The organism is Micromonospora sp. HK10 (assembly GCF_000982955.1).
In the GTDB taxonomy this organism is placed as follows: Bacteria; Actinomycetota; Actinomycetes; order Mycobacteriales; family Micromonosporaceae; genus Micromonospora.
Genome location: NZ_KQ058729.1, coordinates 1 through 25,536 on the forward strand (window position 1 = coordinate 1; position 25,536 = coordinate 25,536).

Here is a 25,536-nt window from a genome sequence, read left to right on the forward strand (position 1 = left end):
ACCACTCCAGCGGACGCAACCGGCGGGGGGAGCGGGGTTGGCACCTCGAACGTCAGCCACGATCACGGCGGAACACACTTCAGCCATCCCCACTCCCGGCCCAACGGGCACGGCAACCTCAGCCTGCCGCCGTCACCGACAGACACCCCGGACACGATGTGCGAGTTCGGTGGGCATCGACCCTCTTCGACGAGCGCGGAAGAGCGTGCGGTGATGCCCATAAAGGGCGCGCGGCGCCAGCCCTGCCGCAAGGGCTTTCGGCGGTTCAGTAGCCCCACCGGTGCCGGACGCGGGTTTCGCGTACCGGGATTTCGGGGTGGGGACTTCGGGTTCGTCGCCTACGCCGACACCGACACCGCCCAGGACGTCCTGGTCCGCGTTGTCGGTGGCGACACCGACCCGGGAGCCCAGACCGCCCCCCTCGCACGCGCCCGCGAGTTGTGGTGGCTCTCCCGCGCCGTACGGGCCAAGTACACCGCCATCTCCCGCGCCGTGCCGCTGCTGCTCGCCGGGTACGCCGGCGCCGCCACCACCGCAGCCCTGGCGATCTGGGCCCGGTGACCACGATGACCGCGACCACCACCCTCGTCGTGCAGGACCCCGTCGACGCCTACGAACTGTTCGCCCACGCCCGCACCGTGCTCAGGCTGCCCCTGGACGGCCGATGGCACCTGGTCGACCACGGCCGCGTCCACATGCTGCAAACCCTGCCCGGACAGGGCGCACCGGCCCTGGCCAGCGTGCACCTCCCCGTCGACGGCAGCCGGCACCCCGGCGAGCCCCACGCCGGCATCCCCGGCGGCTACGCCCTGCTCGCCTTCACCACCGACGGCGGCGACACCAACAGGACCCAGCGCCGGCACCGCGACCTCGCCGGCCAGGCTAGTGCGTGGCTGACCCACCGACGGCTTCGCTGGACCTGGTCACACGCCGACGGGCCCTTCACGACCAACCACGCCGATCTTGCGACCAGGGGCCAAATAGTTGATCTTTTTGGGGGTCTGCGCGGTCCCTGATCGCTGCCACGGTGGTTGACCGCTGTGAGTCGATCTCCTCTGAGCATCGGCGAGCTGGTCGAGCACTGGACCCTTGTCCCTGCTGAGCTGGACCTGGTTGCGTCCAAGCATGGCGAGATACGGCCGGGTTCGCGCTGTTGCGGAGGTTCTACGACCGGTACGGCCGCTTCCCGCGAGGTTGGGCAGATCTGCGCCCGGAGGCGATGGACTTCGCCTCTCGCCAGGTCAAGGCGGAGCCGGGTTACTTGGCGTTCTACGGAGACCAGGGCCAGCGGATCCATCACACCCCCAATCGGCTAGATCAACCCGACAACGCACCCAGAATCCAATCCACGGATTCAGGCTAAGGTCCGGTCCGGCAGCGGAACAGGGGCGCAGGACCTGCGGCAGGGTGGGGCGAGCGCCCCACCCTGCCGTTGAACTCAGCCGATCTGCAGGGTCACGTCGTCCAGCACGAAGCTGGTCTGCAGGTAGGCGTCCTCGGTGCCGGTGAAGGTCAGCGTGACCGTCTGGCCGGCGTACGCGCCGAGGTTGACGGTGCGCTGCGTGTAGCCCGTGGCAGCGTTCATGTTGGACAGCGACGCCACGGTGGTGCCGTTGGCCTTGATCGTGAACACGTCGTAGGCGAGCGCCCCGTACTCGTTCGTGTCGATGTGCAGCCAGTAGGTCAGTACCGCACTGGTGCAGCCCGACGGGATGGTGACGGTCTGGCTGATGGCGTCGGTCGCGGTGTAGCCGTATCCGCCGAGCCACGCGTACCGGGTGCCGCTGCGCGGCACCTGCCCGATAGAGGTGCCGATCGCGCCGGTGGAGCCGGTCCACGGCGAGGTGCCGCTTTCGAACCCGCCGTTGAGGATCAGCTGGGCGGCGGTGCAGCCGCCCGGTCCGCCGGTCACGGTCAGCGTGTACGTGGTGCTGTGCGACACCGAACCCGTGCCGGTGATGGTGATGGTGTAGGTGCCGCCGGCCACCGACGAGCCGACCGCGATGGTGGCGGTCGACGAGCTGCCGGAGGTGACCGACGACGGGCTGAACGAGACCGTTACGCCCGTGGGGGCGCCGCTGGCGGTCAGGGTCACCGTCTGGGCGCTGCCCGAGGTGGTGGCGGTGCCGACGGTGGTCGTGGTGCTGGACCCCGCGTTCACGGTGCCCGACGAGGGGCTGGCCGAGATCGAGAAGTCGTTGGTCGGCGTCGAGGTGCCGACCGCCCGGTTCCACAGCGTGTAGGCGATGCCGTCGGCAGCCCGGTCCAGGGCGGTGGCGTTGATGTTGCTGGTGGTGTCGCAGGAGGAGTGGTAGCAGGAGTCGTACGGCTGACCGGCGGTGCCGCCCCACTTCGACGCCTGGGCCGACGTCTTGGTGGCGCTGGCGCCCATCGCGTAACCGGAGGTCGGGATGCCCGCGTTCTGGAACGAGTAGTCGTCGGAACGGCCCTGGCCCTCGACGTTCTCCTCCGGCTGCAGGCTGAGGGAGTCCCAGTACGCCTTCATCGGCTGCGACGCGGTCGAGGTGATGTTGTTGATGAAGTAGCCGCCGTTCTTCGACGCGATCATGTCGAAGTTGTAGTAGGCCTTGATCGCCGTTCGCTGGGTACTGGTCAGCGAGTTGACGTAGAACTTGGAGCCGTTGAGGCCCTGTTCCTCGTCGGTCCACCAGCCGAAGCGGACCTTGTTCAGCATGGTCGGGTTCTGCGCGGCCAGCGCGAGGGCGACCTCGAGCAGCGCCGCCGAGCCGGAGCCGTTGTCGTTGATGCCGGGACCGGCCGAGACGCTGTCCAGGTGGGCGCCGAACATGTAGACGTTGCTCGCGTCGCCGCCCGGCCACTCGGCGATCAGGTTCGGGCCTGCACCGCTGGTGCAGCCGGAGGTGCAGGGCTGCTCGGTGACGGTGTAGCCGGCGGTCTGGAGCTTGCCCTTGAGGTAGGCGACCGACTGCAGGTAGCCGTTGCCGGTCGAGCGGCGGGTGCCGCCGTTGTTGGTGGCGATGGTGTTGAGCTGTGTCAGGTGCGCCTGCACGTTGGACACGCTGATGTCCGGGGCGGTGCCGCCGGGGGTGCCGCCGTTGACCGTCAGCGTGTACTGGGCCGTGTGGGTGACCGACCCGGTGCCGGTCACGGTGATGGTGTACGTGCCCGCGGCCGCGCCGGACGTGGTCGCCACCGTCATCGTGGAGCTGCCGCCCGAGGTGACCGACGTCGGGCTGAACGATACGGTGACCCCGGACGGGGCGCCGGAGGAGGTCAGCGACACGGTCTGCGCGCTGCCGGAGACGGTGGCGGTGTTGACCGTCGCGGTGACCGAGGAGCCCGCGTTGACGCCGCCCGAGGTGGGGCTGATCGACATCGAGAAGTCGGTGCTGGTCGCGGTGCAGGTCGGGTCGCCGGTCTGGGCCGGGACCGCGACCGCGTTCCACGCGTCCTTGGTCCGGTTGAACAGGACGCACGAGGAGTCCAGGTTCTTCGCGGCGGTCAGGGTCGCGGTGCGGTACTTCTTGTGGGTCATGCCGGAGGTCTTCAGCAGCATGCCGCCGTAGAAGATCTTTCCGGCGGACTGGATGCCCACGCCGGTGACCGACGACGGGCCGCCCGAGCAGATGGGGCTGTTCGGCTTGCCGCCGCCCGGCGCGCTGCCCTCGGCGAGCAGGTAGAACCAGTGGTTGAGCGGACCTGCGGCCGCGTGTACCTCGGTGTTGGGAATCGACGAGGAGTAGCAGTTCGGGTGGCCATCGACCAGCGAAGGGTTGTACATGTTGCGGATCGGGCCGCTGCCGACGAGGTCGATCTCCTCACCGACCAGGTAGTCGGGTTCGTCGTAGGCGCTGGACTGGTTGGCGTATGCCTCGGTCAGGGCGCCGAAGATGTCGCCGGTGGCTTCGCCGAGGCCGGCTTCGGAGCTGGTGCCGCCGGGGGTGTTCTGGTCGAGGCCGTGGCCGAACTCGTGACCCACCACATCCATCGACGAGATCCAGTTGCCTGCCGAGTTCTTGCCGATCGTGATCGTCGAGCCGTCCCAGTAGGCGTTCTGCTCGTTCAGGCCGACCTTGATCGGCCAGCTGCCACCGTTGCCGTTGTGCCCGTTGCGGCCCAGCCAGGCCGACAGCATGTCCCATTCCTTCTGCGCCGAGTACAGTGCGTCGACGCAGCCGGTCTCCTTGCTGGTGCCCACCCCGTTGCCCCAGCTGTCGTCCGCGCCGGAGAAGACGGTACTGGTGCTGTAGTCCTGGCAGTTCAGGCCGGTGCGCGTGGTGTCGCGCAGGTAGTACGTGCTGCCCGACTGCGACGTGGTGATCGACAACGGGCTGGGCCCGTTCCACTTGCCGGTGCCGGAACCGGCCGCGGCGTCCTCCTGCTTGGCCAGCACCTGGCCGTTACGCGCGTCCACGAAGACATGCAGGTGGCTGGGCGCCGAGGCGGTGCGCCCGGCGACGACGACCTCCCACGCGAGTCGTGCGGTGCTGTCCTTGACGTGCACCACAAGGGTGCGCGACTCGACCCGGTCGACCTTGGTGAGCAGGCCCTTGGCGGTCTGCTCGGCGCGGTCGGCGGCGACCGTCGGCACGACGGAGACGTTGATCTTCGTCTTGGTGGCGGCCGAGATCGCCCGGATGGCGCCCCGGCCGTCGGCGAGCACGGCGGCGTCGCCGCCGACCACCGGCAGGCCCCGGTAGGTGCGCTCGTAGGCAATGGAGAACAGGCCGTCCACCCACGGGATCACCATGCGACGGTCGTACTGCTCGAAGGGGCCTTTCGCCAGCGCGTCGTGACCGCCGTCGGCAGCGCGGTCGGCTGCAGAGATCGCCAGCGACAGCGGGCTCTGCGCAACCGTGGGTGTAGGGGGCGGGGTGGCTGCGGTCGACTGGGTGGCCACCCCGGTCACGGTGCCCAGGGTAAGCGCAACCGCGACAGCGGCCGCCATGGCAGTTCTTCGATACATCGCAATCCTCCCGCCGAGATGGGTTGAGGGGTGTGGCAGCAGGGCCCGTGTTGATGGGATCTCCGGCAACCGGTGACAGCTCGGCTTTGGCGATGACACTAGGAACGGCGGAGGCTGGCCGAAATCAGGGCAACCCCTTGCTCTGGTGCGCGAAGGACCGTCGGGCGCACTATGATCCGGTGCCAGATTCTGCGACGGCAGTGAATGCGCATCAGGGGGCCACCGGCACCATGCTGCCGGTGGTACCGGGCGTCGTGCGCGGCGCCCGTCGGGTGGTGCTGTTCGGTCCGCCCGGGATCGGCAAGACCGCTGCGGCCGGTGTACTCGGGCAGCAGCTGGGCATGCCTGTCCTAAGGCTGGCTCCGAGCCCACAGGACGCCCAGGTCCCCTACACCGGACTGCTCGAACTCGCACTGGCCCTCCAACCGCTGCCGGCCGCGCGGGAACTCGCGACCGGAATCGACAAGGCCGTCGGAGTGCCGGGCTCTGCCGATCCCGCCGGGACCGCTCTACGGCTGCGCCGGTTGACCGCCACCCTGCTGCTGGACACCCCGCCTCTGACACTGGTGGTGGACAACGCCCAGTGGCTGGATACGGCCAGCGCGGCCGTCTTGCGTTGGGCACTGCGCCTGGCTCCCGACCTTCCCGTCATAGCCGCAGAGCGAATCTGGCGCCCGGGGAGCGAAGGCCACTGGTGCGGCGAGGACCCCTGTGCGGTACGCATCCCGGCGCTGACACCCGATCAGGTCGCAACCCTGCTGTCGCCGTACCGGCTAACCCCCTACGAGGTCACGCAGACCCACATCCGCAGCGGAGGGAACCCGGCCCTAGCCCTCGCATTCGCCGGGGCCCGCAGCCGCGCCACCGACCTGCCGGCCGCTCAGGGTCTCGTAGACGACCTGGTCCTGCCGCCGGCCGCCCGCCGACTGGTGAACGAATGGCTGGGCACTGTGTCGGCCGAAGTTCAGGAACTGTTGACGGTCGCCGCACTCGACGACCGGCCCGACCGCGAACTGCTGAGCCGCCTCGCCGGCCCGCCCGCCGAAAACCTTCTCGCAGAGGCCGAGGCAGCCGGACTGATCAACATCGGGCAGGTCGACGGGAAGATCCGGTTCGCCGCCGCCGCGATCGGTGCCGAACTCGCGGCCCGACCGCCGGTCGCCACACGCAGGCTCCTGCACGCCCGCCTGGCCGAAGCCAGCCGCGACAGCATCCGCCGCGACCGTCACACCACGCTGGCGGCCGACACCAACGACCCGCAGTCGGCCGACTGCGCCGACCGCGCCGCCGCCCGCGCCCGGCTGCGCGGAGAACCCGCACTAGCGGCCGAGCTCTCCCTGCTCGCCGCCGAACGTACCCCGGAGACCGACGCCGACCTGCTCACCGAACGGGCGCTGACCGCCGTACGCGACGCCGCCCACAACGGCGACCTGCCCCGCGGCCAGGCTGCCGTCCGCCTCGTCCTGAACCACGACAGCAGCCCCGCCAACCGCGTCAACGCCCTCATCGCCCTGATCGACTCAGGCGGACAGCACCTGTACAACGGCGACAAGCTGTTCGCCGACGCACTTCACGAAGCGGCCGGACATCCGGACCTGACCGCGCAGATCCTCGTCCGCCAGGCGATCTGGGCCAACGTCAACGGCGATCCCGACCGGGCGTGCGCCCAGGCTGCCCGGGCCGCCAGCCTCGCCCGGAGCGCTGGCGACACCGCCACCACCGCCATGGCCCTCACGATGCAGGCCCGCATCCAACGCATCCTCGGCCGCCCCCAAGCCGAGACCACGCTCGGCCACGCCCTGTCCCTGCCACGCAGCACTCACATCCCCGTCAACGCCAGGCCCGAACAGCTCTCCGCCCGGCACGCCATCTTCGACGACCGTCTGGACGAAGCCCGCAGCGCACTGCTGCCTCTGCTCGTCGAAGCCGAGCGGACCGGAGACGCCGAAGCCACCGTGGATGTCCTGCGCAGCCTCGCCGAAGTCGAGATCCGCGCCGGACGGTGCGGACTGGCCCTCGACTACGCCGGCCGCGCCCTGTCGCTTACCGACAGAGCCGCCTTGGACCCCGCACCAACGTGCTACACCTCCGCCCTGGTCGAGGGCACCGCCTCGTGCACCGACTCCGCCCTCGCTCACGCACGCCGCGGGGCGGACACCTCCCGCCGGGAGGACAACAAAGTCTTCCTCTCCCGAAACCTCTTCGTCCTCGGACATCTTCTCCTGGTCACCGGGCGTCCGAAAGAAGCCCTGGAGGCGCTGGAAGAGGTCCGTACGCTTGAGAAGCGCCAGCAGGTCCGCGACCCGTCCGTCCTGCGCTGGCACGCCGACCTCGCCCAAGCCCTCATCTCCCTCGGCTACCTCGACCAAGCCCGCAAACTGCTGACCGATACCCGTCGCACCGCGACTGATCTAGATAGAAGCTGCGTCCTCCCCGTGCTCGACCGCTCCCAGGCACTCCTGGAAGCCACCCTGGGCAACTACGATGCGGCCGCCGACCTCCTCACCGCAGCAGCCGACCACCTCCGCCACCTGCCCATCGAACACGGTCGAACCCTCCTGGCCCTCAGCCACACCGAACGACGCGGACGCCGACGCGCCAGCGCCCGCACCGCGGCGCAGAGCGCCGCCGACCTCTTCAGCACGCACCAGGCACACCCCTGGATCGAAGCCGCCACCCGCACCCTCCACCAACTGGAGCCCGTCCCCGCGCACAGCAGTACGCTCCCCTGCCTCACCTCCGCCGAACAGCGCTGCGTCGAGCTCGCCGCCAGCGGAGCGACCAACCGCGACATCGCCACCGCCCTCACCATCAGTGTCAAAACAGTCGAAGCAAACCTCACCCGCGTCTACCGGAAGCTCGGCATCCACTCACGCGTCCAACTCGCGCACCTTGCAGCCCTGACGGCAGCGCCGGCAGAAGCCCTGCAGCCCGGCCTGGCGCATCAGCCTGGCAACGCGTTTGCGCCCACTTCCGACTCCGGTGCCCAGGCGTAACTCGGCGTGCGGCGTAAAGGAGCGGGTTGGGCGAGGATCGCACGTGCTTCCCCGGACAGCATCCTCGCTACGTCAAGTCGCAAAATGCCGTGACGAGGATTTAGAATCGAGAAAGTTGACACAAAAAGCAACAGAGGCGGCCGGTTTGCTACTGTAACCGCCAGCAACGGAGCGCAGCAGCTATCCAATGCGACCAACAAACAGAGGTAATGAACGGCTGAATCGCAGGCAGTCGGCCTACCGACATGCATAGATGACGGTCTTAGGAAACCGATGCTCTATCCCCTGAGCTACGAGGGCGCGAGGGCCCAGTCTAGCGACCTGCGGGTTCACCTGGGGTGGCAGGGAGTGGCCCCCGTTCACCCACGTTCCCCGGACCCCTGTTCGCCCAGCCCAGGACTACAGCCCGAGCACACGAACCCCGGTTTTGCGACCGGCGGCCGGCCGGGGTGACCCGTGTCGGCACCGGTTCACCCGGGTTGGCATCCGCTGGAGAACACACACAGCCATCCCCCACTCCCGGCCCTGCGGGCGCGGCAACCTCGAGCCTGCCGCGTCGTTAGCCGGCACCTCGGACACGATGTGCGAGACCTGCGCGGCATCAGCGCTCCACCGAGCGCGGGGCAGGCGTACGGCAGGGTGGCCGATGACGGCTGGTCGCCGGCCGCCGCTCCGAGACCGGCCTGATTCCTACGCCAACGACCGGGACAGCGACTTGAATAGCGGTGTGCAGGTCAATAAGGACGGGCGGGACTGGCACGTCGGCGTCGCCGCCGACGTGGACTGGATCGCCGGTCACGCCACGGCCGGCGTCTCGATCACCACCGCCATCCCGCCGGTCTTCGACCCCTACGCCACCACGTACCAGACCGACGACGTCACCGCCGCCGCCTACGAGCAGGCTCTCATCGAGGACCTCATAACGCACACGCCCGACCAGCCGTGGTGGCTGGCCTACCTCGACAACGGCGCCCACGACGTCGTCTTTCGCCACGCCCCGAGGGTGTTCCGCTACTGGAGCTGGCCGTAGTGCTGGTCCAGGCCGGCCCCGAGCAAGCCCTCACCTGGCGGACCGGTGGTCACATCCGCCACACTCACGGCGCGCTACCCGATCTGCTCTTCCCCGCCGACCGGTCATGGCTGGTCTCCGCGCTCTGGGACGACACCTGGACCTGCCTGGGCGGCCGCGAGTCGCTGATCCACACCCTGGAGTGCGACCCTGTGGCCAACGCCGGCCAGCTCCGACCCGACGAGGACGCGCTGCCACCGGGGCTGACCCGCGAGTGACGACCCACGCCCCGGGCAGCCTCCGATCATGGCTAACGCCCCCACGTCTCGGCGGGACGGCAGTCGCTGGTCGGTTTGCCGTAGATCCGCTTCCCGTCCGGGCCCGCGTAGCAATGCTCGAGTTGGTCCTCGGCCCGGAACAACGGACGCCTGTCGATCTCCGTCCCGGTGGCGTCGTAGCTGACCAGTTCAGGGTCGTTGCCGGCCTTGAGTCTGGCGTCGCTGGTCATCAGGCCGAACGCGCCTGCGGAAAGTCGTGCTGTGGTGGCGTGGCCGTCGCCGTGATCGAGCACGAGCCGGTGGACGCGGCTGCTGACCCGGCCGCTGACGCTGACGTCCCCACCGTCGAACTCGGTGGAGGTCAGCAGCAGCCGCTGCACCGGCCCGGGCAGCCAGGCACCGTGCGGCCACGGCTCAGTGGCGCCCCCGCCGGACTCCCGGGCCGTGCCCGCCCCTTCCACGTCGCAGGTGGCGTAGCCGACGTCGTTCATGAACAACACCAGCGCGCGGTCACCTCGCTCCGTGGCCACCGCCAGGTCGGCCAGGGACACCGGAACGGGTCGCTCCCCTGGAGCCTGGCGGGTCTGTCGTTGTGGGGAGTTCCACTGCAGGCACCGCTCGGCCGCATCCTGCAGCGTCGGCGACAGCTCCCCGGCTCCCATGGCCAACACCTGCACGGTCGAGCGCTCCGGCCGGCCCCACACCACCGCCGCGGCACCGGACGCCACGGCCAGCAGCACCGCCGCAGCCATGGCGATCCGCAGTCGTGAGGTACGCGCGGGAGGCCGGCTCGCGACGCCGAGGATCCGGGCCCGCATCGCGCGCGCCGCCCCCGGTGGCAGGTCCCGCTCAACGGGCAGGTCGAGAATGTCGTTCACCGGTTCCCCTCCTGAATCTCCCCCGGCATCAAGCGGGCCAGGCGGCTGCGCGCCCGACTGACCCGGGACCGCACCGCTACCTCGCTGATGCCCAACACGGCTGCCGCGTCGCGGTACGACACGCCGGACCACAGGCACAACGCCACCGCCTCCCGCTCGGCCGATGGCAACCGGCGCACCACCGCGAGGACTTCGGCCATCCGCCGCTCGTCGTCGAGCCGCGCGGAAACCTCCTCGGCGAGGTCACCATCGGCGTACCGCTCCGCCGGTAGGCGCCGTTGCAGCGCCAGCCACCGGCGCGCCGACCGCCACTCGGAGCGGACCGCGTTGGTGGCGACGACCAGCAACCACGGCAGCGCCGATCCGTCCACGAGTCGGGCGTCGTGGCGGCGGCGCCACGCGACGAGGAACGTCGCCTGGGTGACGTCCTCGGCCGTCGACCACGACCCAGTCAGCCGGAACGCGTGGTTGTAGACCGGACGGGAAAACCGGTCAAAGAGCCGAGCGAACGCCGACTCATCACCGGCGGTGATCGAGGTCCACAGATCCTCGTCCGACGGCCGTACCTGATGCCTCACACCACACTATGGCCGCCAACGCGGGATCTGTTGCAGATCGGCCATCGATAGCTGAAGGCTGATCTCAGGGCTGGCCACGGCGCGCGTCGGCGACGGTGGCCAGCTCACCGGGCGGCGATCCAAGCGTCAGGTGTCGAGGCCTGCGAGGTTGAGGCGTTCGAGCAGGCTGGGCTTGCGGGCGTGCACCGCCCGCAACTCGGCCAACCGGTCTCGGAACGATGAGCTGTCCCCGTCGCGTTCGCCAAGGTCGCGCAGATCGACGAGGAGTTGTACAGCGGTGTCGTACTCGCCGGGTTTCTTCGTGGCGATGAGTTCGTCGACCCGCAGCCATGCGGCGGGTTGGTCGCTCGCGAGGGTGTCGAGGTGCCGTTGCCGGGCTGCTGCGGCGGACCGTTCCCTGCGAACCCGGTCGCGTTCGCACCGCTCGGCGTCGAGGCGTTCCCGTTCGGCGCGCAGGTCGGCGGCGGTGGCGAGTAGCTCCCCGGCCGTGCGGGCGGCCGTCGGGGTGGACGCGTCGGTGGGATGCGCGTCGCGGTAGCGGCGCAGGAGTCGGTTGCGCAGGTGGCTGTCGCCGCCGGTGATCAGGTCGGCCAAAATGCCGTCCTTGTCCCGTACGGGCAGTCCGACGACCCAGGTGCGTAGTTGCGCGGCGGTCGGTTCACCGGAGGCGACCGGCGACGACCCGGCCGCCGCAGCTGCGATCAGGTCGGGGTCGATGCGCAGGAACTCGGCAACGGCGGTGAGGGACGCGTCGAGGCTGCCCAGTCCGTCCGGGGCGGGCGGTTCAGGCTCGTCGTCGGCGATCTCGGCGGACTGTACGCAGCGCAGCCAGGCCAGGTAGAGCAGGCGCAGGTCACCGGCGGCGAGGCCGGCCCGGACCGGGATGATCGAGGCGAGCAGGCCGTGGCCGTCGAGGTCCCACTCGTCGGTGCCGTCCTCGTCCTCGTCGTGCAGGTCGATGATGACGTGCGTGCCGGCGGTCCAGGCGGATGCGCTGTCACCCTGGCAGTACCGGGCGACGGTGGCGGGGTCGAGCACGTTCTTCGGTAGCCGCAGCATGAGCTGGCGGGTGCCCCAGTTCGCCAGGTACAGGTGCGCGTCGAAGTACCGTTCCATCAGCGTGCGTGGGTCGCCCTTGAAGTTGCCCCACTCGTAGGTGTTGACGAAGCTGGTGGCGGTGATGTCGGCCCGGGTGGAGAGCGACCGCAGCTCGGCCCGCTCCCGGCCGGTGAGGGGCCGGTCGACGGCGGTGAACTCGTAGTACTGGTACTCGCTCACCGTGGCCTACCTTCCGGCCCAGTGCCGGTAGGCGTCGATCCACCCGGCACCGTCCGGCGCGGGGGTGGGTAGCGGCAGGTCGAGTAGATCAATCTTCTGCCGGTGGTGGCCTCGGGTGCAGACCGCGACGATGCTGTCCGCGGTCAGGTCGATCTTGCGCACGGTCACCTCGACGCCGAGGACGGTGGTGGTGAACGGCACCGCCAGATGCTCCTCGATCATGTTGAACAGGCCGGCGCGCTCATCGTCGTAATCGTCCGTGTCGACAGTAGCTTCCTCGATCATCGCCTCCAGCGCGGCGCTGCCCGTCGATGCCATCGGCGGAGGATAGCGGACCGGTGCCGAACGACCCGGCCGCACCCATCCTTGCCGCCTCACTTCCACGCCGCATGCCCGGATACCGAGCCCTCGGCTTCACCAGAACATGAGCCCATTCCACCGCCATCACCACGACTGGTCCCGCCTGTCACAGAGATACGATCCGACGCCAAGCATGCTGGGCCTAGCGTAGTAGGCTGAGGGGCATGGGCCGGTTCTCTGAGGATGAGCTGCACGCGGTTGTCTCCCGGTACGAGGCGACGCGGGCGCAGGCGTTGACCGAACGGGACGAGCAGCTGCGGGCGTTCCACGCCGCCGGGTGGCGGCCGGTGGATCTGCAGCGGGTCACCGGTTACAGCCGAGAGACCATCCGTCAGGCGCTCCGACCGGAGGTCCGACGGGCGACCAACATCAGCCGACGCAGGACGGCACCCCAGCCGCCGGCGGACTACCGGCCCTACGGTGACCGGAGGCCCTACGTGGTGGCCGAAACCCTGGCCGCACTGCACGGACCGACCGAGGGCACGGTGTCGCTTCCGCGTCACCTCGACTGGTCCGGGCAGGCCGAGTACGACCTGAACCGGACCGCACGCCTGGCCAGTATGTACAAGGTGGTACTCACTGAGGCCAGCACCGTCGAGGATCTGAACACCTGGCTCGACGCCGATCTCCTCCGGCGGCTCTGGCCCAGCCTCTGGCTGCCGCCCCAGCTCCGGCAGCGCTGGGAGGAAGCCTTCCCCGAACTCGCCGCCACCCGCAGCAACGCGGCGTAGCGGTGGACCCCTTCCACGAACGCCTCGCCCGTACCGGGCTCGCGGCGGCCGATCGATACGGCTTCGCGCTGGCTGGCGGCTACGCGGTCCAGGCAGCCGGGCTTGTCGAGCGGCCCAGCGAGGACATCGACCTGTTCACCGCGTGGGACCGCCGCGACGAGTTCACCGCCGCGGTCGTCGCCGTCGTGCACGCCTACCGCGGCGACGGCCTCACCGTCGAGACCGAGCGGCAGTACGACACCTTCGCCCGGCTGGCCGTCACCGATGGCGCGCGGGTTTCAAAGGTCGAACTCGGCGTGGACTGGCGCGCCAACGAACCGATCCTCATGGCGATCGGACCGGTACTGCACCCCGACGACGCGGTCGCGAACAAGATGAGCGCACTCTGCGGGCGGGCGTTCGCCCGGGACTTCATCGACATCGATGCTACCCTCCGATCCGGCCGCTACACCCGTAACGCCCTTCTCGCCCTCGCGCAGCGCGCCGACCGTGGTTTCGACCCGCGCATCTTCGCCGATGCCCTCGGACAAGCCGCCCAGCTCGACCCCGACGACTTTGCCCAGTACGGCGTCACCGGCGCAGCGCTGGGCGATCTCCGAAGCCGATTTGCAGAGTGGCGCCGCGACCTGCTCGGCGACGAGGAAGGATGACTCGGCCTCGACTCGCGACTACGACAAGCCTGCACCCACAGGTTCCACAACGTTCCAGCTGGTTGTCGGCAAGCGATCGCAGCGAGCCCGCGAAGCGACCGGCACGTAACGAGGGACGATAGGAAAGCCGCACGTCATCGGCCTGTGGAGGCTGGCAGACCGTCGGGTTAGGAAACCGTTGCTCTATCCCCTGAGCTACGAGGGCGCGAGGGCCCAGTCTAGCGACCTGCGGGTTCACCTGGGGTGGCAGGGAGTGGCCCCCGTTCACCCACGTTCCCCGGCCCCCTGTTCGCCCAGCCCAGGACTACAGCCCGAGCCACCTCGACGCCGAGGACGGTGGTGGTGACGGCACCGCCAGATGCTCCTCGATCATGGCCAACAGGCCGACACGCTCGTCCTCGTGACCGTCCGTGTCGACGGTGGCTTCCTCGATCCTCCAGCGACTCTGGCCCACCCTCCGGCTGCCGCCCCAGCTCCGCCAGCGCTGGGAGGAAGCCTTCCCCGAACTCGCCGCGACCCGCAGCAACGCGGCGTAGCGGTGGACCCCTTCCTACGAACGTCCCCGCCCACGTGGCCCGCATATCGAACACCAGATCCCCCGCATAGCGAACGCGACTGGTGCCGCAAATCGAAAGGCTGAGCCTCGCAGATCGAAAATACGCGTTGCCTGGCCGGATGGAGACCGTGGAGCTCTGGCCGTTCTCCCAAGGCGAACTCGACGCAGCGCCGGACGGATTCGTCGACGCCGTCTTCGCGCTCGGCCCGGAGCTGCGGCACGAGTCGGATGTGACCCGCGCCGACTACGCGGCCCGAATCGTACGCGGCGGCCTCCCCGAGGCCACCACTCGCACCGACCCACGCCGCCGCCAACGATTCCTCGACGCCTACGTCCAGGCGCTCATCGACCGCGACGTCCGGCAACTGTCCGACATTCGGCACAAGGGCGAGCTACGCAAGCTGGTACGCCTGCTCGCGGCCAGGTCGGCGACCATTATCACCGCCAACTCCCTCGAATCCGCCCTCGGACTGAGCCGGCCGACGATCGCCCGTTACCTCCAGGCCCTGGAGGAGATCTTCCTGGTCAAACGGATCCCCGGCTGGTCCCGCAACCTGGGCACCCGCACCACCGCCGCGCCCAAACTGATCTTCGTCGACTCGGGCATCGCCGCCAACGAGACCGCGGCCGACGCCCGGGCACTGCTCCGGCCGGGCGCACCGTTCGGCCCACTCCTCGAGTCATTCGTCCTGTCCGAACTCTCCCGCCAGCTCACCTGGTCCGAGCAGCCCGTCGACCTCTCTCACTACCGCGACCAGAGCAGGTACGAAGTCGACGCGGTGCTCGAGAACAGATCCGGCCAGGTGGTCGGGATCGAGGTGAAGGCGGCCACCACCGTCGGACCCGACGACTTCCGCGGGCTACGCCGACTCGCCGACCGCCTCAGCGAGGACTTCATCGCCGGCATCGTCCTCTACACCGGAACCTCCACGCTGCCGTTCGGCGACAGGCTCCGCGCAATGCCGGTCAGCGCCCTGTGGCAGGTTTCCGCCTCGACAACAGACTGAGCCCGCCGGGCGCGAGGGCCCAGTCTCGCGACCTGGGGGTTCACCTGGGATGGCAGGGAGTGGCCCGCGTCCACCCCGTTCCCCGGACCGGCGTTCTCCCAGCCCAGGACCACACCCCGAGCACACGAACCCGGGTTCGGAGCGCTGGCCCGACGCGTCCCGAGGGTGGTGCCGGCCGCCGGCCGCGCCGGCGCACATCATCAAGGGCTTGACCGACTGGTAGTAGGTCAAGCCCTTGATGATGGTTTGATGCGCCCACGGACCTGGCACCTGAGGGACAGGTCCTAGGAATCAGTCCTCCACGACGGGATGCAGCGGTGACAGGAACGGATCGAGGCGTTCGGTGATGTCACCCCGCGCCATGACGTGGACCAGGAACGCATTCGGTCCGGGAGGAACAGGCATCTCCTCGTCCTTCTCATAGAGGAGGCCATAGGAGCCCGGTAGCCGTCGTGCCACGAACTCGAGCACCTGGCGCATCCCCGCCGCCTCGTCCCGACGTCGGTTCGCCACTCCGTGCAGGAGCAGGTGGTACTCCCCGTTGAGTACCGTCACCTCCGCCGAGACATTCGTCGGGAAGTCCAACCCGGCTATCATCTCGTTCACCTCGTCGACGATGGCGTTGAGTTGGCCAGTGTCTGACTCCTCGGTGGTCTGCGCGAGGCGAAACCATCCGTGGAACTCGTACACGTCACCCTCCGAGCGGTCTGGTGTCGATGACGGGCTCGATGCCGTATCGGACACCGTATTCGTGCAGCTTCCTGAGCACTCCACCCGCGGGTGGCCCTTCAAAGTGGAAGTATGGCACTCGCCCGGTTTCGATAGCCTTCTCGAACGTCGCCTTGGCCTGGTTTCGGAAGTCCGAGCCCATCTTGTAGTTCGCCGGCTTGGACTGCGCCACGTAGCGCTGGCTCACCGCGTCGAACTCTCGGCCACGAGGCTCGAACTTCACCGACGGACGCCCGCCGATTCGAGCCGCGAGCGCGATCGCCGCGGGATCATGCACGTTGACGTCGATGAGCTCGGTCGGCGTCCGCCCGACGTAGGCACGCTTCGGGAAGCCGCCACTGGGCACTCCGGGACATTGGGCGCCGTTCAGCAGCCCGCCCGCTCGACTACCCGGGTAGCCGCCCACGCCGCCGAACGCCGCTCCCCAGAGGAAGTCCTGCCCGGCGTCGCTGTAGCTGTACGGCTGGCCCGTCCAGGCAGCCACTCCGGAGCCGTACAGCGCGCTTCCCGAGCCACCGACGATCGCGGAGGTGGCGACCTGCCGCACGCCTGACTGGGAGCCGGCGGCCAGCCCGCCGTACAAGCCGGTGCCGGCACCCCCGGCCATACCCATCGTGGCACCGGTCAGCGCACCGGCCGCCGCGCCGACGACCACCTTCTTGATGCAGGTGTTGCGGTCGTCGCCGCTGAGCCAGCAGTCCACACCACCCACGGCCCCGCCGACTATGCCACCGATGATCGCCGTACAGACGATCGCGCACTGCCCCGTCGGATCGCTCAATACCGTCGGCCGGTTGTACCCGTAGTGGTAGGTCTGGGTGAACGAGGTCCCCAGCGCCTGCGGCACCGGGTCCGGCGTGGTGAACCGACCGTTGCCCGCGTCGTAGTCGCGAGCCCGCACGTCGTAGAGCCCGTTCTTCTGGTCGAGATACTGCCCGTGGAACCGCAGCGGGTTGTTGGCGTACGTGCCGCTGCTGGTCACGACCTCACCGAACGGATCGATGGTGGCGCTACCGGTCAGGGCGGTGGCGTTGGCCAGGTCCGTCACCGAGCCCTGGTAGTCGTCCAGCAGCCAGGCCGGAGTCCCCGCGACGGTGTCGGCGATGGCGCTGCCCAGCTGCCCCTGTGGCTCTTCCCACCACTTGTGGGTCAGCGTGCCCGAGCCGTTCTTCTCCTCCACCCGGGTGGGCAGGCCGAGGGTGTCGACCGTCCAGGTGGCGTCGGTGGAGGCGTTGACGGTCCGGCCGATCCGGTTGCCATCCTCGTCGTAGTCGTAACCGACGACGGGCCCGGTCGGCGGTTGGACTCGTCGCAGGTTGGCGTCGAGTCCGTACCCATAGGTCGTGGTGCCGCCTGGCCCGACCTCGGTCGCCAGCGCGCCGTTGGCGTTGTACGTCAGGGTCGTGGTCGCCCCATTGACGGTCCGGCCGGTCGGCCGGTCATCGTCGTCGTAGGCGTAGGTGGTGGTGCTGGTGCTACCGGACTGCGTCGTCACCTTGCTCTTGCGGTTGCCGTTGTGGTCGTACCCGTAGCTGGTCTGCTGATCGGTCGCGGCGCAGGTCGTTCCCGCAGCCGGCCGGCACACCCGGGTGACCTGGCCGATGTCGTCGTAGGAGTAGATCGCCCGGGACGTGCTCCCGCCCCGGGTGGTGGTCACCGTGTCCGGCGCGCCGGCCAGATTTCGGGTGACGTCCTGACTGACCAGCATCGTGCTGCCCGACGTGTGCGCCACCCGGGTCAGCGAGCCAGCCCGGTCATAGGTGTAGGCGCTGGACGGGCCGCCCTGGCGGGTGACGCTCGTCCGGTTACCCGCCACGTCGTAGCCGTAGCTGACCTGCCAACTCGTGGCGTCGCTGGTGAGCTTCGTGCCACTCATCCGGTGGTCGTCACGCCAGGTGTAGCTCTGCACCCGCCCGTCCGGCAGGGTGCGTCGCTCCAACTGGCCGTTCTTGTTCCAGCCGTACCCGAAGGTCTTGCCGCCGCGGACGATGCTGTTCACCCGTCCGGCGGTGTCGTAGCCGTAGGTCGCGGTGCTGGTTCCGTTGCTCGCCGTCTTGATCTGCCCGGCGCCGTCGTAGGTGTAGGTGAGGTCCGGGGTGGTGTCGCTGTAGTCCACCTTCGTCGTGCGACCCGCCCGGTCGTACGTGTACTTGATGCTGCCGGCGGGGAGGGTCATCGTGTCGACCAACCCGTCCCAGGTGTAGGCGTATCCGGTGACCCGGCCGCCGGGTGTCTTGACGGCGGTGACCCGACCGGACTTGTCGTGGTCGTAGTCGTAGATCTTGCCCATCGGCGTGGTCACCGTGTCCAGGTTGCCGGCCAGGTCGTAACCGAACGAGGTGGCCGGATGGTTCGGCGGGGTCACCTTCTGGACTCGACCGAGGCTGTCGTACTCGTAGGCGGTGGGGTGGTTGTTCGCGTCGAAGACCTTGGTGGGCCGGTTGCTCGCGTCGTACTCGGTCACCGTGGACCGGCCCAACGGGTCGATGATTTTGGTGCGGTTGCCGGCCGCGTCGTACTGGAAGGAGGTGGTGAAGTCGGCAGCCGTGGCGCCGGCGGCGTTGCCACGCGGATCGGTCATCGATTCGAGGCGGCCGTCGTTGTCGTACTTCCACGTGGTGGTGTGGCCGAGCGGGTTCACCTCGTGGGTACGCAGGCCGTCCGGGTCGTGGTCATAGCTGGTGGTCTTGGTGAGCGCGTCGATGGTCGCGTCGAGCCGACCGGTGTCGTCGTACTGCCAGGAGGTGACGGCGCCGCTCGGGTCGGTGACCGACGTCTGGTTGCCGGCCTTGTCGTAGCCGTACTTGGTGATCCGCTGCAACGGGTCGATCACCTGCGTCGGCCGGTTGACGTCGTCGTACTTGGTCTCCGTCACGGCGCCGGACGGGTCGGTGACCGACGTCGGATAGCCCTCGTTGTCGTATCCGTAGTTGGTCGTGTCGGTGGCCGGGTCCCCACCCGTGGCGTTGCCGCGTGGCCCGACGACGTGGTGCAGCCGGCCAGCGGCGTCATAGTGGTAAGTCGTCTTCGCGCCGGTCGCCTCGGTGGTGGAGGTGATGTTCCCGGCGTCGTCGTATCGGGTGGACCGGGTGTGTCCCGCTGGATTGGTGACGTCGGTCAGCCGGTTCGCGTTGTCGTAGACGTAAGTGGTGACGTGGTTGTCCGGGTCGGTGACGCTGGTCTGGTTGCCGTTGGCGTCGTAGCCGTAGGCGAATACCCGGCCGGCGGGGTCGGTGCTGGTCAGCATGCGTCCGGCACCGTCGTAGGTGTAGCGGGTGGTGTACTTGGCGGGGTCCGCGCCGGTGACATTGCCGCGCGGGTCGGTGCTGCTGAGCATCCGCCCGGCGGCGTCGTAGGTGTACGTCGTCTTGCGGCCACCCAGTGTGGTCATCGACGTCACGTTGCCGGCCGTGTCGTACCCGTAGGTGGTCACCCGCCCGGCGGGGGTGGTCACCGTCTTCACGTCCCCGGCCGTGGTGTAGGTGTAGCTGGTCTTGCCGCCCAGCGGATCGGTCTCGGTCAGCAGCCGCGCCTGTCCGTCATAGCCGTAGATGGTCTTCTTTCCACGGCCATCCGTGTACGAGGTGACGTTGTTCGCCGCGTCGTAGGTCCACGACTCGACGATCCCCACCGAGGTCGGTGAGCTCCGGCTGAGCATGTTGCCCCGGGTGTCGTACGTCATCGTGGTGACGTGGTTGTTCCGATCGGTGATCTTGATCGGTCGTAGCGTTGGGTTGGGTTTGTTGAAGTCGTACTCGTAGGCTGTCACCTTGCCCAGCGGATCGATCTGCTCGGTCAGCACGCTGCCCTTGTAGATGTCGGTCCAGATGCCACCGTTGTTGTCCGGGAAGTTCGCCACCGAACTGCCCCATGTCGGCTGGGTGGTGTGGCCGGTGGCGTCGGTCTGCTGAATGACCCGGCCGGACGAGTCATAGGTGGTCTGCATCACCAGCTTGTTACGCGGATCGGTGATGCTGTTCAGTCGCTGGCTAGCGTCATAGGTGTACTTCGTGATGCCACCGTTGAGGTCGCGCACCGTGGCGAGCCGGTTGCCGCTGTCGTAGGTGTAGGCGAGGTACCGGCCGTCGGCGAGGGTGACCCGGTTCAGCCGGCCCGACGTCGCGTCGTATGCGAAGGTGTGGGTACGACCCGCCCCGTCCGTGACACCGGTCAGCTTCGAGTTGGTATAGCTGAAGCTGAGCCCGATGCCCGACCGGTCCTTCCAGGACGCCAGGTAACCCACCGAGTCAAAGGTCAGCTTTTCCTGGTCGACCGTGGTGAGTGTCAAACCGGTGGCGAGGGTGCCGGCGAGGGTGGCCTGCACTCCGGCGGAGGCGGTTTCCCACTTGCCCGCGCCGAGGTCCTTGAAGACGGCGTACGAACCGTCCTCCAATCTCAGGTTCGCCCGGCCCGATGACACATTCACCCACAACGGGTACGAGTGCGCCCACCGTGGACCGAGCCAGACCGAAACGTTGCTGGCCGACGAGTAGGTCCGGGCCAGCCGGAAGTCCACTCCCGGTGCGGGCACGTGAGCATCGACGACGGACTCGCTCAGCCCGCCGGTCGCCGTGTTGACCGGGTCACCCCGGAACGCCTGGAAGCACGGCCGGCCGCTGGCGTTGCTGAGCCCGCAGCCCAGGGTCTCGTTCGCGGGCAGGACCGACGCGCCGCCCCGGGCCACGACAACTGGCGATATCGCCTCGGCACTCCAGTCCGTCCCACAGCTCCAGTCCAGGCTCCATTCCTGTGCGGTGCCGCTCGCCGTAACGGCGACCTTCCCGTAGTAGCCGACACCGGGCACGTAGCCGTGCTCGGGGGTCATGTACCACCCGTAGGAGCCAGCGGAGCTCGGGAACCCCGCGTTGAAACAGTACTCATCGATCTTGACGTTGTCCGAAGCGCGATGGACGGTGATGTGGTAGGCGACTGCGCTTGCTGGCTGCTCCCAGTCGATGCCCCAATAGATCGTGCCGGGGTCCAGCTCGAAGTCCCCGGGGACCACAAAATTGAACGGCGGGCCGATGGCCGCGCTCGCGGGGGCGGACGAGGCGATCGCGGCGGAGCGGCTGGATTTCCGCATCCCCGTCATCCGATGTCCGCCCGGCGCGTCGTGCCGCTTTCGCACCCACTCGGTGGCGCTGTGGGCCTCGTTCCGTCGCGCCGACCGGTGGGCGCTCTGCAGCTTCTCGACCTGCGCCTGGCGCTCCGCCAGCGTCATTGGTTTCGGTGGCTTCGGGACCTGCCGGGCGGGCGGCACCACGGCGGTCGGCCGGGCCGCCGAGCCGCGCTGGCCGGTGGTAGCTCCAGCCGGCGAGACACCGACTACTTGAAGCATGACAAGCATCGCGAGCACGAACGTGGGCAGGCTGAAGTGTTTCGATCGATGCATGAACGGTCCCCCGTGGACAGATGATGGTATCGACGATGCGGCCGCTGGAAAGCCAGCCAGTCAGGAGCTTCCCATCGAAGTGCGAGGATATGTAAGGCCTTACATCCGAGCCGATCCCGTGCTATACGTACGCGCGAGTTCACGCTGTGTGGCCGTCCAGGGCATACGACGGATCCGGTAGTTCGGTGGCGCGCGGCCGCAACTGTCTCGTGCTGACCCGACAGGTCGAGGCACTCACCGCTCTGCTCGCCGCACGCGGACACCAGCCGCTCGTGCTCCACCCCTGGGCTACGAGGGCGCGAGGGCTCAGCAGTCGTACGGACGGTCCGCCCGGGCGGCTGCCAGGGTGTGGGCCCACCAGTTCAGCTGGCGCACCATCTCGGCGAGGGCGGCTTCAACGCGCCCGGGATCGCGCAGTTCGCCATCGTCGTCGAACGCGTCGTGCACGTTGGGAATCAGGACGCTGGTGCGCATGGTGGGGACGTGCAGTTCGGCGAAGACGGTCCGTAGCTGTTCAACGGCGCGCAGACCGCCGGAGGCACCGCCGTAGGAGACGAATCCGAGGGGCTTGGCCCGCCACTCTTCGTAGGGCGTGTCGATGGCCGTCTTCAGGGGGCCGGGATAGCCGTGGTTGTACTCGGGCGTGACCACGACGAAGCCGTCGGCCTGTTCGACGCGCTTGGTGAACCGCTCGGCGTCTCCACCACCGGCCAGGTCGCCGGGGAGATCGAGTTCGGCCAGGTCGAGGTGGTCCACGACGGCGTCGGTGTGCCGGTCGAGGTGGCGCAGGAACCACCGCGTCACTCTCGGGCCGATGCGGTCGGCGCGGACGCTGGCGGTGATGACGGAGAGGGAATACGGGTCACGCATCGTCATCTCCTGTCGGTGGTCGGAGTTCCAGGTCCGGGGCGGTGGGGCGGTCTACGCCGGGTGGGGCGAGGGTGGCGACGAGGGTCTGGACGTCCGGCGGGCTCAGGGCAAGGCCGAACTCGGCGTTGAGGACGGCGCCGTACTCCTCGTCGGTCAGCGATCGGGTGCGGGTCGCGGCACCGGGGCGTTCCTCGCTGTAGTCGCGGCCGATGAGACGCCGGACCCTCGTGTCGTCCTTGTGGACGACGATGCACTGCTGGGTGAACGGCGAGGATGGGCTGGTGGAGGTGTTGTGGTTGGCGACCTCGACGTCGACCGGGTACTGCGGCTCCTCGGTGAAGGTCAGCAGGGTGGTCCAGGTGTCGGTGGTCCGCTCCTGCAGCCGCCAGGCGTCGTCCGTGCCGCGCCGGAGCTGGTACTCCCACGCGCCTTGTCGCTGCGGGGCGTCCTCGACCAGCGGCACCGGTTCGAGCAGGCCGGAGCCGAAGCCCACGTCGGCCAGCCACACCTGGTCGCCGTCGTCGACCCGCAGGACCAGGTGCGAGCGTGGGCGCGGCTGCTCGGCCGGGTCGCCGGTACGGGCGAGCAGCCGGTCCACCCGGTAGCCGAGGTGCTGGAGTACCCCGCCGAAGAGCACGTTGTGCTCGTAGCAGTACCCGCCGCGGCCGGCGTGGACGAGCTTGTCCTGCACCCGCGGCAGGTCCACCTCGACGCCCCGGCCGAGCATCACGTCCAGGTTCTCGAAGGTGATCGCGGCGATGTGGGCCCGATGCAGGTTGCGGAGCGTCGCACCGTCCGGTGCGGTGGGCCCGCGGTGACCGACCCGACGCAGGTAAGCGTCGACATCGAGTGCGTCGATCCGCCAATGGGTCGTGGAACGTGTGTCTCCCGGTGGCGAAGCCTGTCGAGGGGTCATGTCACATTCCTCTCCCGTCAGCGATTCGGAGCGGGACCGGTGCTGGAGCGGACGACGAGTTCGGTCGGCAGGGTCAGGCGACTCGGCGTGTTGTCCGGGTCGAGCAACATGCGTGCCATCAGCCGGCCCTTCTCGTGGATGGGCTGACGGACGGTGGTCAACCCGGTCGAGGCCGCCAGGGGCACGTCATCGAAGCCGGTGACCGACACGTCGTGTCCGACGCGAAGCCCTTGGACCGTGGCGACCTCGACGACGGCGGCGGCGAGCACGTCGCTGTCCGCGGCGATCGCCGTCGGGCGGTCGGGGGCCGCGAGGAGCGATGTCGCCGCCAGGCGCCCGGTGGCGTCGGCGTTGTTTCCGCCACTGACGACGCGCACTCGGGCCCCAGCGGGCAGCGCCTCGCGGATGCCGGCGAGCCGATGCCGCGAGTATGGGTAGAGCGCTGCCTCGTCGGCGGGCGGGACGGCGCAACCCGGCTCCCGCGGGGAGGAGAGGACCACCGCGACCTCGCGGTGGCCGAGGTCGGCGAGGTGGCGTCCGATCTTCCGACCCGCCTGCCGATCGTCGATCAGCACACAGCGACCTGCTGCCGTCTCGGAGGAGCGAACCAGGGGTAGCGAACGCTCGGACAGCGCACGGACGGCCGGATGGTCGTCCGTGAACCCGTCGGCCACCGCACCGTCGATGACCGCCCGGTGCACGGCGTCAAGCGACTCACGTACCTCCGCGTCGCTGAGTCCCGCGACGACCGGCGCGAACGGAATGAGCACCAGACTCGTACGGCTGTGCGCCAGGGCCTCGGCGAGGCCGCCGAGCAGGGCAAGGACGTAGGGGTCACGGAAGGCGTACGTCAGCCCGGTCGTGAAGATGACGCCGATCGCGTTGGCCCGCCCGGTCCGCAACGACCTCGCGGCGGCATCCGGGCCGGAGTAACCGAGTTCGCGTGCCACGGCGAGGATCCGCGACCGCATCTCGCTGGACAACCGATCCGGGCGGTTGAAGGCGTACGACACCGCAGCCGTCGAGACTCCGGCTGCCTCAGCGACCGACCGCAAGGTAACCCGCACACCCATGCCATCCCCTTGTTAATCGTTTAACATGGTGCATCGTGGCAAGTGTGACGTCAAGCAGAGGCCCAGGGCCACAGCGGCGATCCCCTGGCGCGTTGCCGGGTGACCATCAACTCGGTGACTGGCTCGCGGACGTGCAGGACCGCACGTCGGTGGCTACCGGTCACCGGCGGCGCCGTCCGTCTCGTCAACCTCGCCGCGCAGCCGTGGGCGTCCGCGGGTCAGGCTCGAAGGCACCGGCCCGACCCACGCGCTGGTGATCCTGGAAGGACCTGCCAGCGCCGGCTGGCAACGCGGACGCGGTGTGCGGGCCCGGGAACGGGGAAGCTCAGTTCATCGCAGGGTGAGCGGGGTTTCGGATTCGACGCGGGTCAGCTTCTCGGGGTTGCGGACGTAGTAGAGGCCGGTGATGCGGGCATCCTCGACACGGATCGCCAGGACGCCGTCGAGCTCGCCGTCCAGGCGTACGAGGAGTGCCAGGTTGCCGTTGACCACGGTCGGTTCAGCGGTGAGCGTGCCGTCGACCTTGCCCAGGCCACCGAGGAACATGCGGGCCACCTTCTCCGCGCCGGCGATCGGCCGCAGCGCGGCCTGCTTGACGCCGCCGCCGTCGCCGACCAGGACGACGTCAGGGGCGAGCACGTCGAGGAGACCCTGCAGGTCCCTGGTCTCGACCGCGCGTTGGAAGGCCCCCAGGGCCGCTCGGGTCTCGCTCGGGGAGACCGGCTGGCGGGGGCGGCGGGCATCGACGTGCTGGCGGGCGCGGTGCGCGATCTGGTGGACGGCCGCGGGGCTCTTGCCGACGGCGGCCGCGATCTCGTCGTAGCTGACATCGAAGGCCTCGCGCAGAACGAAGACGGCGCGCTCGGTCGGCGACAGTGTCTCCAGGACGATCATGAGCCCCATCGACACGCTCTCGGCGAGCATGACGTCTTCGGCCACATCCGGTGCGGTGAGCAGCGGGTCGGGCAGCCAGGGGCCGACGTAGGCCTCCTTGCGGCGTTGCATGGTGCGCAGCCGGTTGAGCGACTGCCGGGTGGTGATCCGGACCAGGTAGGCGCGCTGGTCGCGAACCTGCTCCGTATCGACCTTGCTCCACCGCAGCCAGGTTTCCTGGAGGACGTCCTCGGCATCGGTGGCCGATCCAAGCATCTCGTATGCGACGGTGAAGAGCAGGTTGCGGTGGGCGACGAAGGTATCCGTCGCCGGGTCAGTGGCGTGGCTCACATCGCGTCCCTTCTTCGTCGCGGGCGGCCCGGTCACCGAAGGCCCTCAACCTTCGGATCACCC

The 25,536-nt window shown here is 69.0% G+C and carries 18 protein-coding genes and 2 pseudogenes; 8 read left to right on the top strand and 12 right to left on the bottom strand.

The genetic code is table 11. The features are described from left to right. Window positions 1–213 precede the first annotated feature (213 nt). Together LQ51_RS08000 and LQ51_RS08005 are read left to right on the top strand one after the other, a co-directional pair. On the top strand, window positions 214–561 hold the full coding sequence (locus LQ51_RS08000) for a hypothetical protein (RefSeq protein ID WP_091113588.1): 348 nt from the start codon (window positions 214–216) through the stop codon (window positions 559–561). 5 nt (window positions 562–566) lie between these two features. Further along, a complete protein-coding gene (locus LQ51_RS08005; protein WP_124778772.1) occupies window positions 567–1,016 on the top strand; it encodes a hypothetical protein in 450 nt (149 codons plus the stop codon). Window positions 1,017–1,438: 422 nt separating this feature from the next. Here LQ51_RS08005 and LQ51_RS08010 read toward each other — a convergent pair whose 3' ends face one another. Continuing rightward, window positions 1,439–4,891 (bottom strand): M28 family peptidase, encoded by a 3,453-nt coding sequence (locus LQ51_RS08010; RefSeq protein ID WP_369799830.1) that lies wholly within the window; start codon window positions 4,889–4,891, stop codon window positions 1,439–1,441. 287 nt (window positions 4,892–5,178) lie between these two features. On the opposite strand from LQ51_RS08010, the pseudogene LQ51_RS08015 reads away from it, so the two are divergent. After that, window positions 5,179–7,833, top strand: a pseudogene (locus LQ51_RS08015) (LuxR C-terminal-related transcriptional regulator); the annotation flags it as partial. Here LQ51_RS08015 and LQ51_RS34485 read toward each other — a convergent pair. Continuing rightward, entirely contained in the window at window positions 7,819–7,938 is a 120-nt protein-coding gene (locus LQ51_RS34485; RefSeq protein WP_223201434.1) for an IS3 family transposase, read from the bottom strand. The pseudogene LQ51_RS08015 and the gene LQ51_RS34485 overlap by 15 nt on opposite strands. Before the next feature lie 733 nt (window positions 7,939–8,671). Between LQ51_RS34485 and LQ51_RS33775 the strand changes: the two genes are divergently transcribed. Next, the gene (locus LQ51_RS33775) at window positions 8,672–8,974 is read left to right on the top strand and encodes a hypothetical protein (RefSeq protein WP_231605543.1); all 303 of its coding nucleotides are present in this window, start codon (window positions 8,672–8,674) and stop codon (window positions 8,972–8,974) included. Then, window positions 8,974–9,231 carry a hypothetical protein gene (locus LQ51_RS33780; protein WP_231605545.1) on the top strand — a complete coding sequence of 86 codons (258 nt, stop codon included), beginning with the start codon at window positions 8,974–8,976 and terminating at the stop codon, window positions 9,229–9,231. The genes LQ51_RS33775 and LQ51_RS33780 overlap by 1 nt, the downstream gene beginning before the upstream one ends. Before the next feature lie 32 nt (window positions 9,232–9,263). Here the strand turns inward: LQ51_RS33780 and LQ51_RS08025 are convergent, their stop codons facing one another. The 4 genes from LQ51_RS08025 to LQ51_RS08040 form a co-directional block, all read right to left on the bottom strand. Continuing rightward, on the bottom strand, window positions 9,264–10,109 hold the full coding sequence (locus LQ51_RS08025; RefSeq protein ID WP_046564056.1) for a hypothetical protein: 846 nt from the start codon (window positions 10,107–10,109) through the stop codon (window positions 9,264–9,266). Beyond that, window positions 10,106–10,687 (bottom strand): RNA polymerase sigma factor, encoded by a 582-nt coding sequence (locus LQ51_RS08030; protein ID WP_046564057.1) that lies wholly within the window; start codon window positions 10,685–10,687, stop codon window positions 10,106–10,108. The genes LQ51_RS08025 and LQ51_RS08030 overlap by 4 nt, the downstream gene beginning before the upstream one ends. Window positions 10,688–10,813: 126 nt before the next feature. After that, window positions 10,814–11,965, bottom strand: coding sequence for a hypothetical protein (locus tag LQ51_RS08035; protein WP_046564058.1), 1,152 nt, complete (start codon window positions 11,963–11,965; stop codon window positions 10,814–10,816). 6 nt (window positions 11,966–11,971) lie between these two features. Then, a complete protein-coding gene (locus tag LQ51_RS08040) occupies window positions 11,972–12,283 on the bottom strand; it encodes a hypothetical protein (RefSeq protein WP_046564059.1) in 312 nt (103 codons plus the stop codon). A gap of 206 nt (window positions 12,284–12,489) precedes the next feature. On the opposite strand from LQ51_RS08040, the gene LQ51_RS08045 reads away from it, so the two are divergent. From LQ51_RS08045 to LQ51_RS08060, 3 genes and pseudogenes are all read left to right on the top strand, one after another. Next, the gene (locus LQ51_RS08045; protein WP_046564060.1) at window positions 12,490–13,056 is read left to right on the top strand and encodes a hypothetical protein; all 567 of its coding nucleotides are present in this window, start codon (window positions 12,490–12,492) and stop codon (window positions 13,054–13,056) included. Window positions 13,057–13,058: 2 nt separating this feature from the next. Continuing rightward, window positions 13,059–13,706, top strand: a complete 648-nt coding sequence (locus LQ51_RS08050; RefSeq protein WP_046564061.1) for a nucleotidyl transferase AbiEii/AbiGii toxin family protein — start codon at window positions 13,059–13,061, stop codon at window positions 13,704–13,706. 660 nt (window positions 13,707–14,366) lie between these two features. After that, window positions 14,367–15,269: pseudogene (locus tag LQ51_RS08060) on the top strand (ATP-binding protein); the annotation flags it as partial. Between the two features lie 291 nt (window positions 15,270–15,560). Here the strand turns inward: LQ51_RS08060 and LQ51_RS08065 are convergent. The 6 genes from LQ51_RS08065 to LQ51_RS08090 all read right to left on the bottom strand — a co-directional run bounded on the left by LQ51_RS08065 (window position 15,561) and on the right by LQ51_RS08090 (window position 25,509). Further along, window positions 15,561–15,959 (bottom strand): Imm7 family immunity protein, encoded by a 399-nt coding sequence (locus LQ51_RS08065; RefSeq protein ID WP_046564062.1) that lies wholly within the window; start codon window positions 15,957–15,959, stop codon window positions 15,561–15,563. A 1-nt stretch (window position 15,960) separates the two neighbouring features. Continuing rightward, entirely contained in the window at window positions 15,961–21,390 is a 5,430-nt protein-coding gene (locus tag LQ51_RS08070) for a restriction endonuclease fold toxin (RefSeq protein ID WP_082159319.1), read from the bottom strand. Window positions 21,391–21,696: 306 nt separating this feature from the next. After that, window positions 21,697–22,266, bottom strand: coding sequence for an NADPH-dependent FMN reductase (locus tag LQ51_RS08075; protein ID WP_046564063.1), 570 nt, complete (start codon window positions 22,264–22,266; stop codon window positions 21,697–21,699). Beyond that, window positions 22,253–23,176, bottom strand: a complete 924-nt coding sequence (locus LQ51_RS08080; RefSeq protein WP_052744778.1) for an arylamine N-acetyltransferase family protein — start codon at window positions 23,174–23,176, stop codon at window positions 22,253–22,255. Before LQ51_RS08080 ends, LQ51_RS08075 begins: the two co-directional genes overlap by 14 nt. 17 nt (window positions 23,177–23,193) lie before the next feature. Further along, window positions 23,194–24,249, bottom strand: coding sequence for a LacI family DNA-binding transcriptional regulator (locus tag LQ51_RS08085; protein WP_046564064.1), 1,056 nt, complete (start codon window positions 24,247–24,249; stop codon window positions 23,194–23,196). Window positions 24,250–24,579: 330 nt separating this feature from the next. Beyond that, on the bottom strand, window positions 24,580–25,509 hold the full coding sequence (locus tag LQ51_RS08090) for an RNA polymerase sigma-70 factor (RefSeq protein WP_231605551.1): 930 nt from the start codon (window positions 25,507–25,509) through the stop codon (window positions 24,580–24,582). Window positions 25,510–25,536: the final 27 nt, after the last annotated feature.

Coding starts and splice junctions, on each gene's coding strand:
- LQ51_RS08000 (WP_091113588.1), top strand. CDS start 214: ATGCCCATAAAGGGCGCGCGGCGCCAGCCCTGCCGCAAGGGCTTTCGG.
- LQ51_RS08005 (WP_124778772.1), top strand. CDS start 567: ATGACCGCGACCACCACCCTCGTCGTGCAGGACCCCGTCGACGCCTAC.
- LQ51_RS08040 (WP_046564059.1), bottom strand. CDS start 12,283: ATGGCATCGACGGGCAGCGCCGCGCTGGAGGCGATGATCGAGGAAGCT.
- LQ51_RS08045 (WP_046564060.1), top strand. CDS start 12,490: ATGGGCCGGTTCTCTGAGGATGAGCTGCACGCGGTTGTCTCCCGGTAC.
- LQ51_RS08070 (WP_082159319.1), bottom strand. CDS start 21,390: ATGCATCGATCGAAACACTTCAGCCTGCCCACGTTCGTGCTCGCGATG.
- LQ51_RS08075 (WP_046564063.1), bottom strand. CDS start 22,266: ATGACGATGCGTGACCCGTATTCCCTCTCCGTCATCACCGCCAGCGTC.
- LQ51_RS08080 (WP_052744778.1), bottom strand. CDS start 23,176: ATGACCCCTCGACAGGCTTCGCCACCGGGAGACACACGTTCCACGACC.
- LQ51_RS08085 (WP_046564064.1), bottom strand. CDS start 24,249: ATGGGTGTGCGGGTTACCTTGCGGTCGGTCGCTGAGGCAGCCGGAGTC.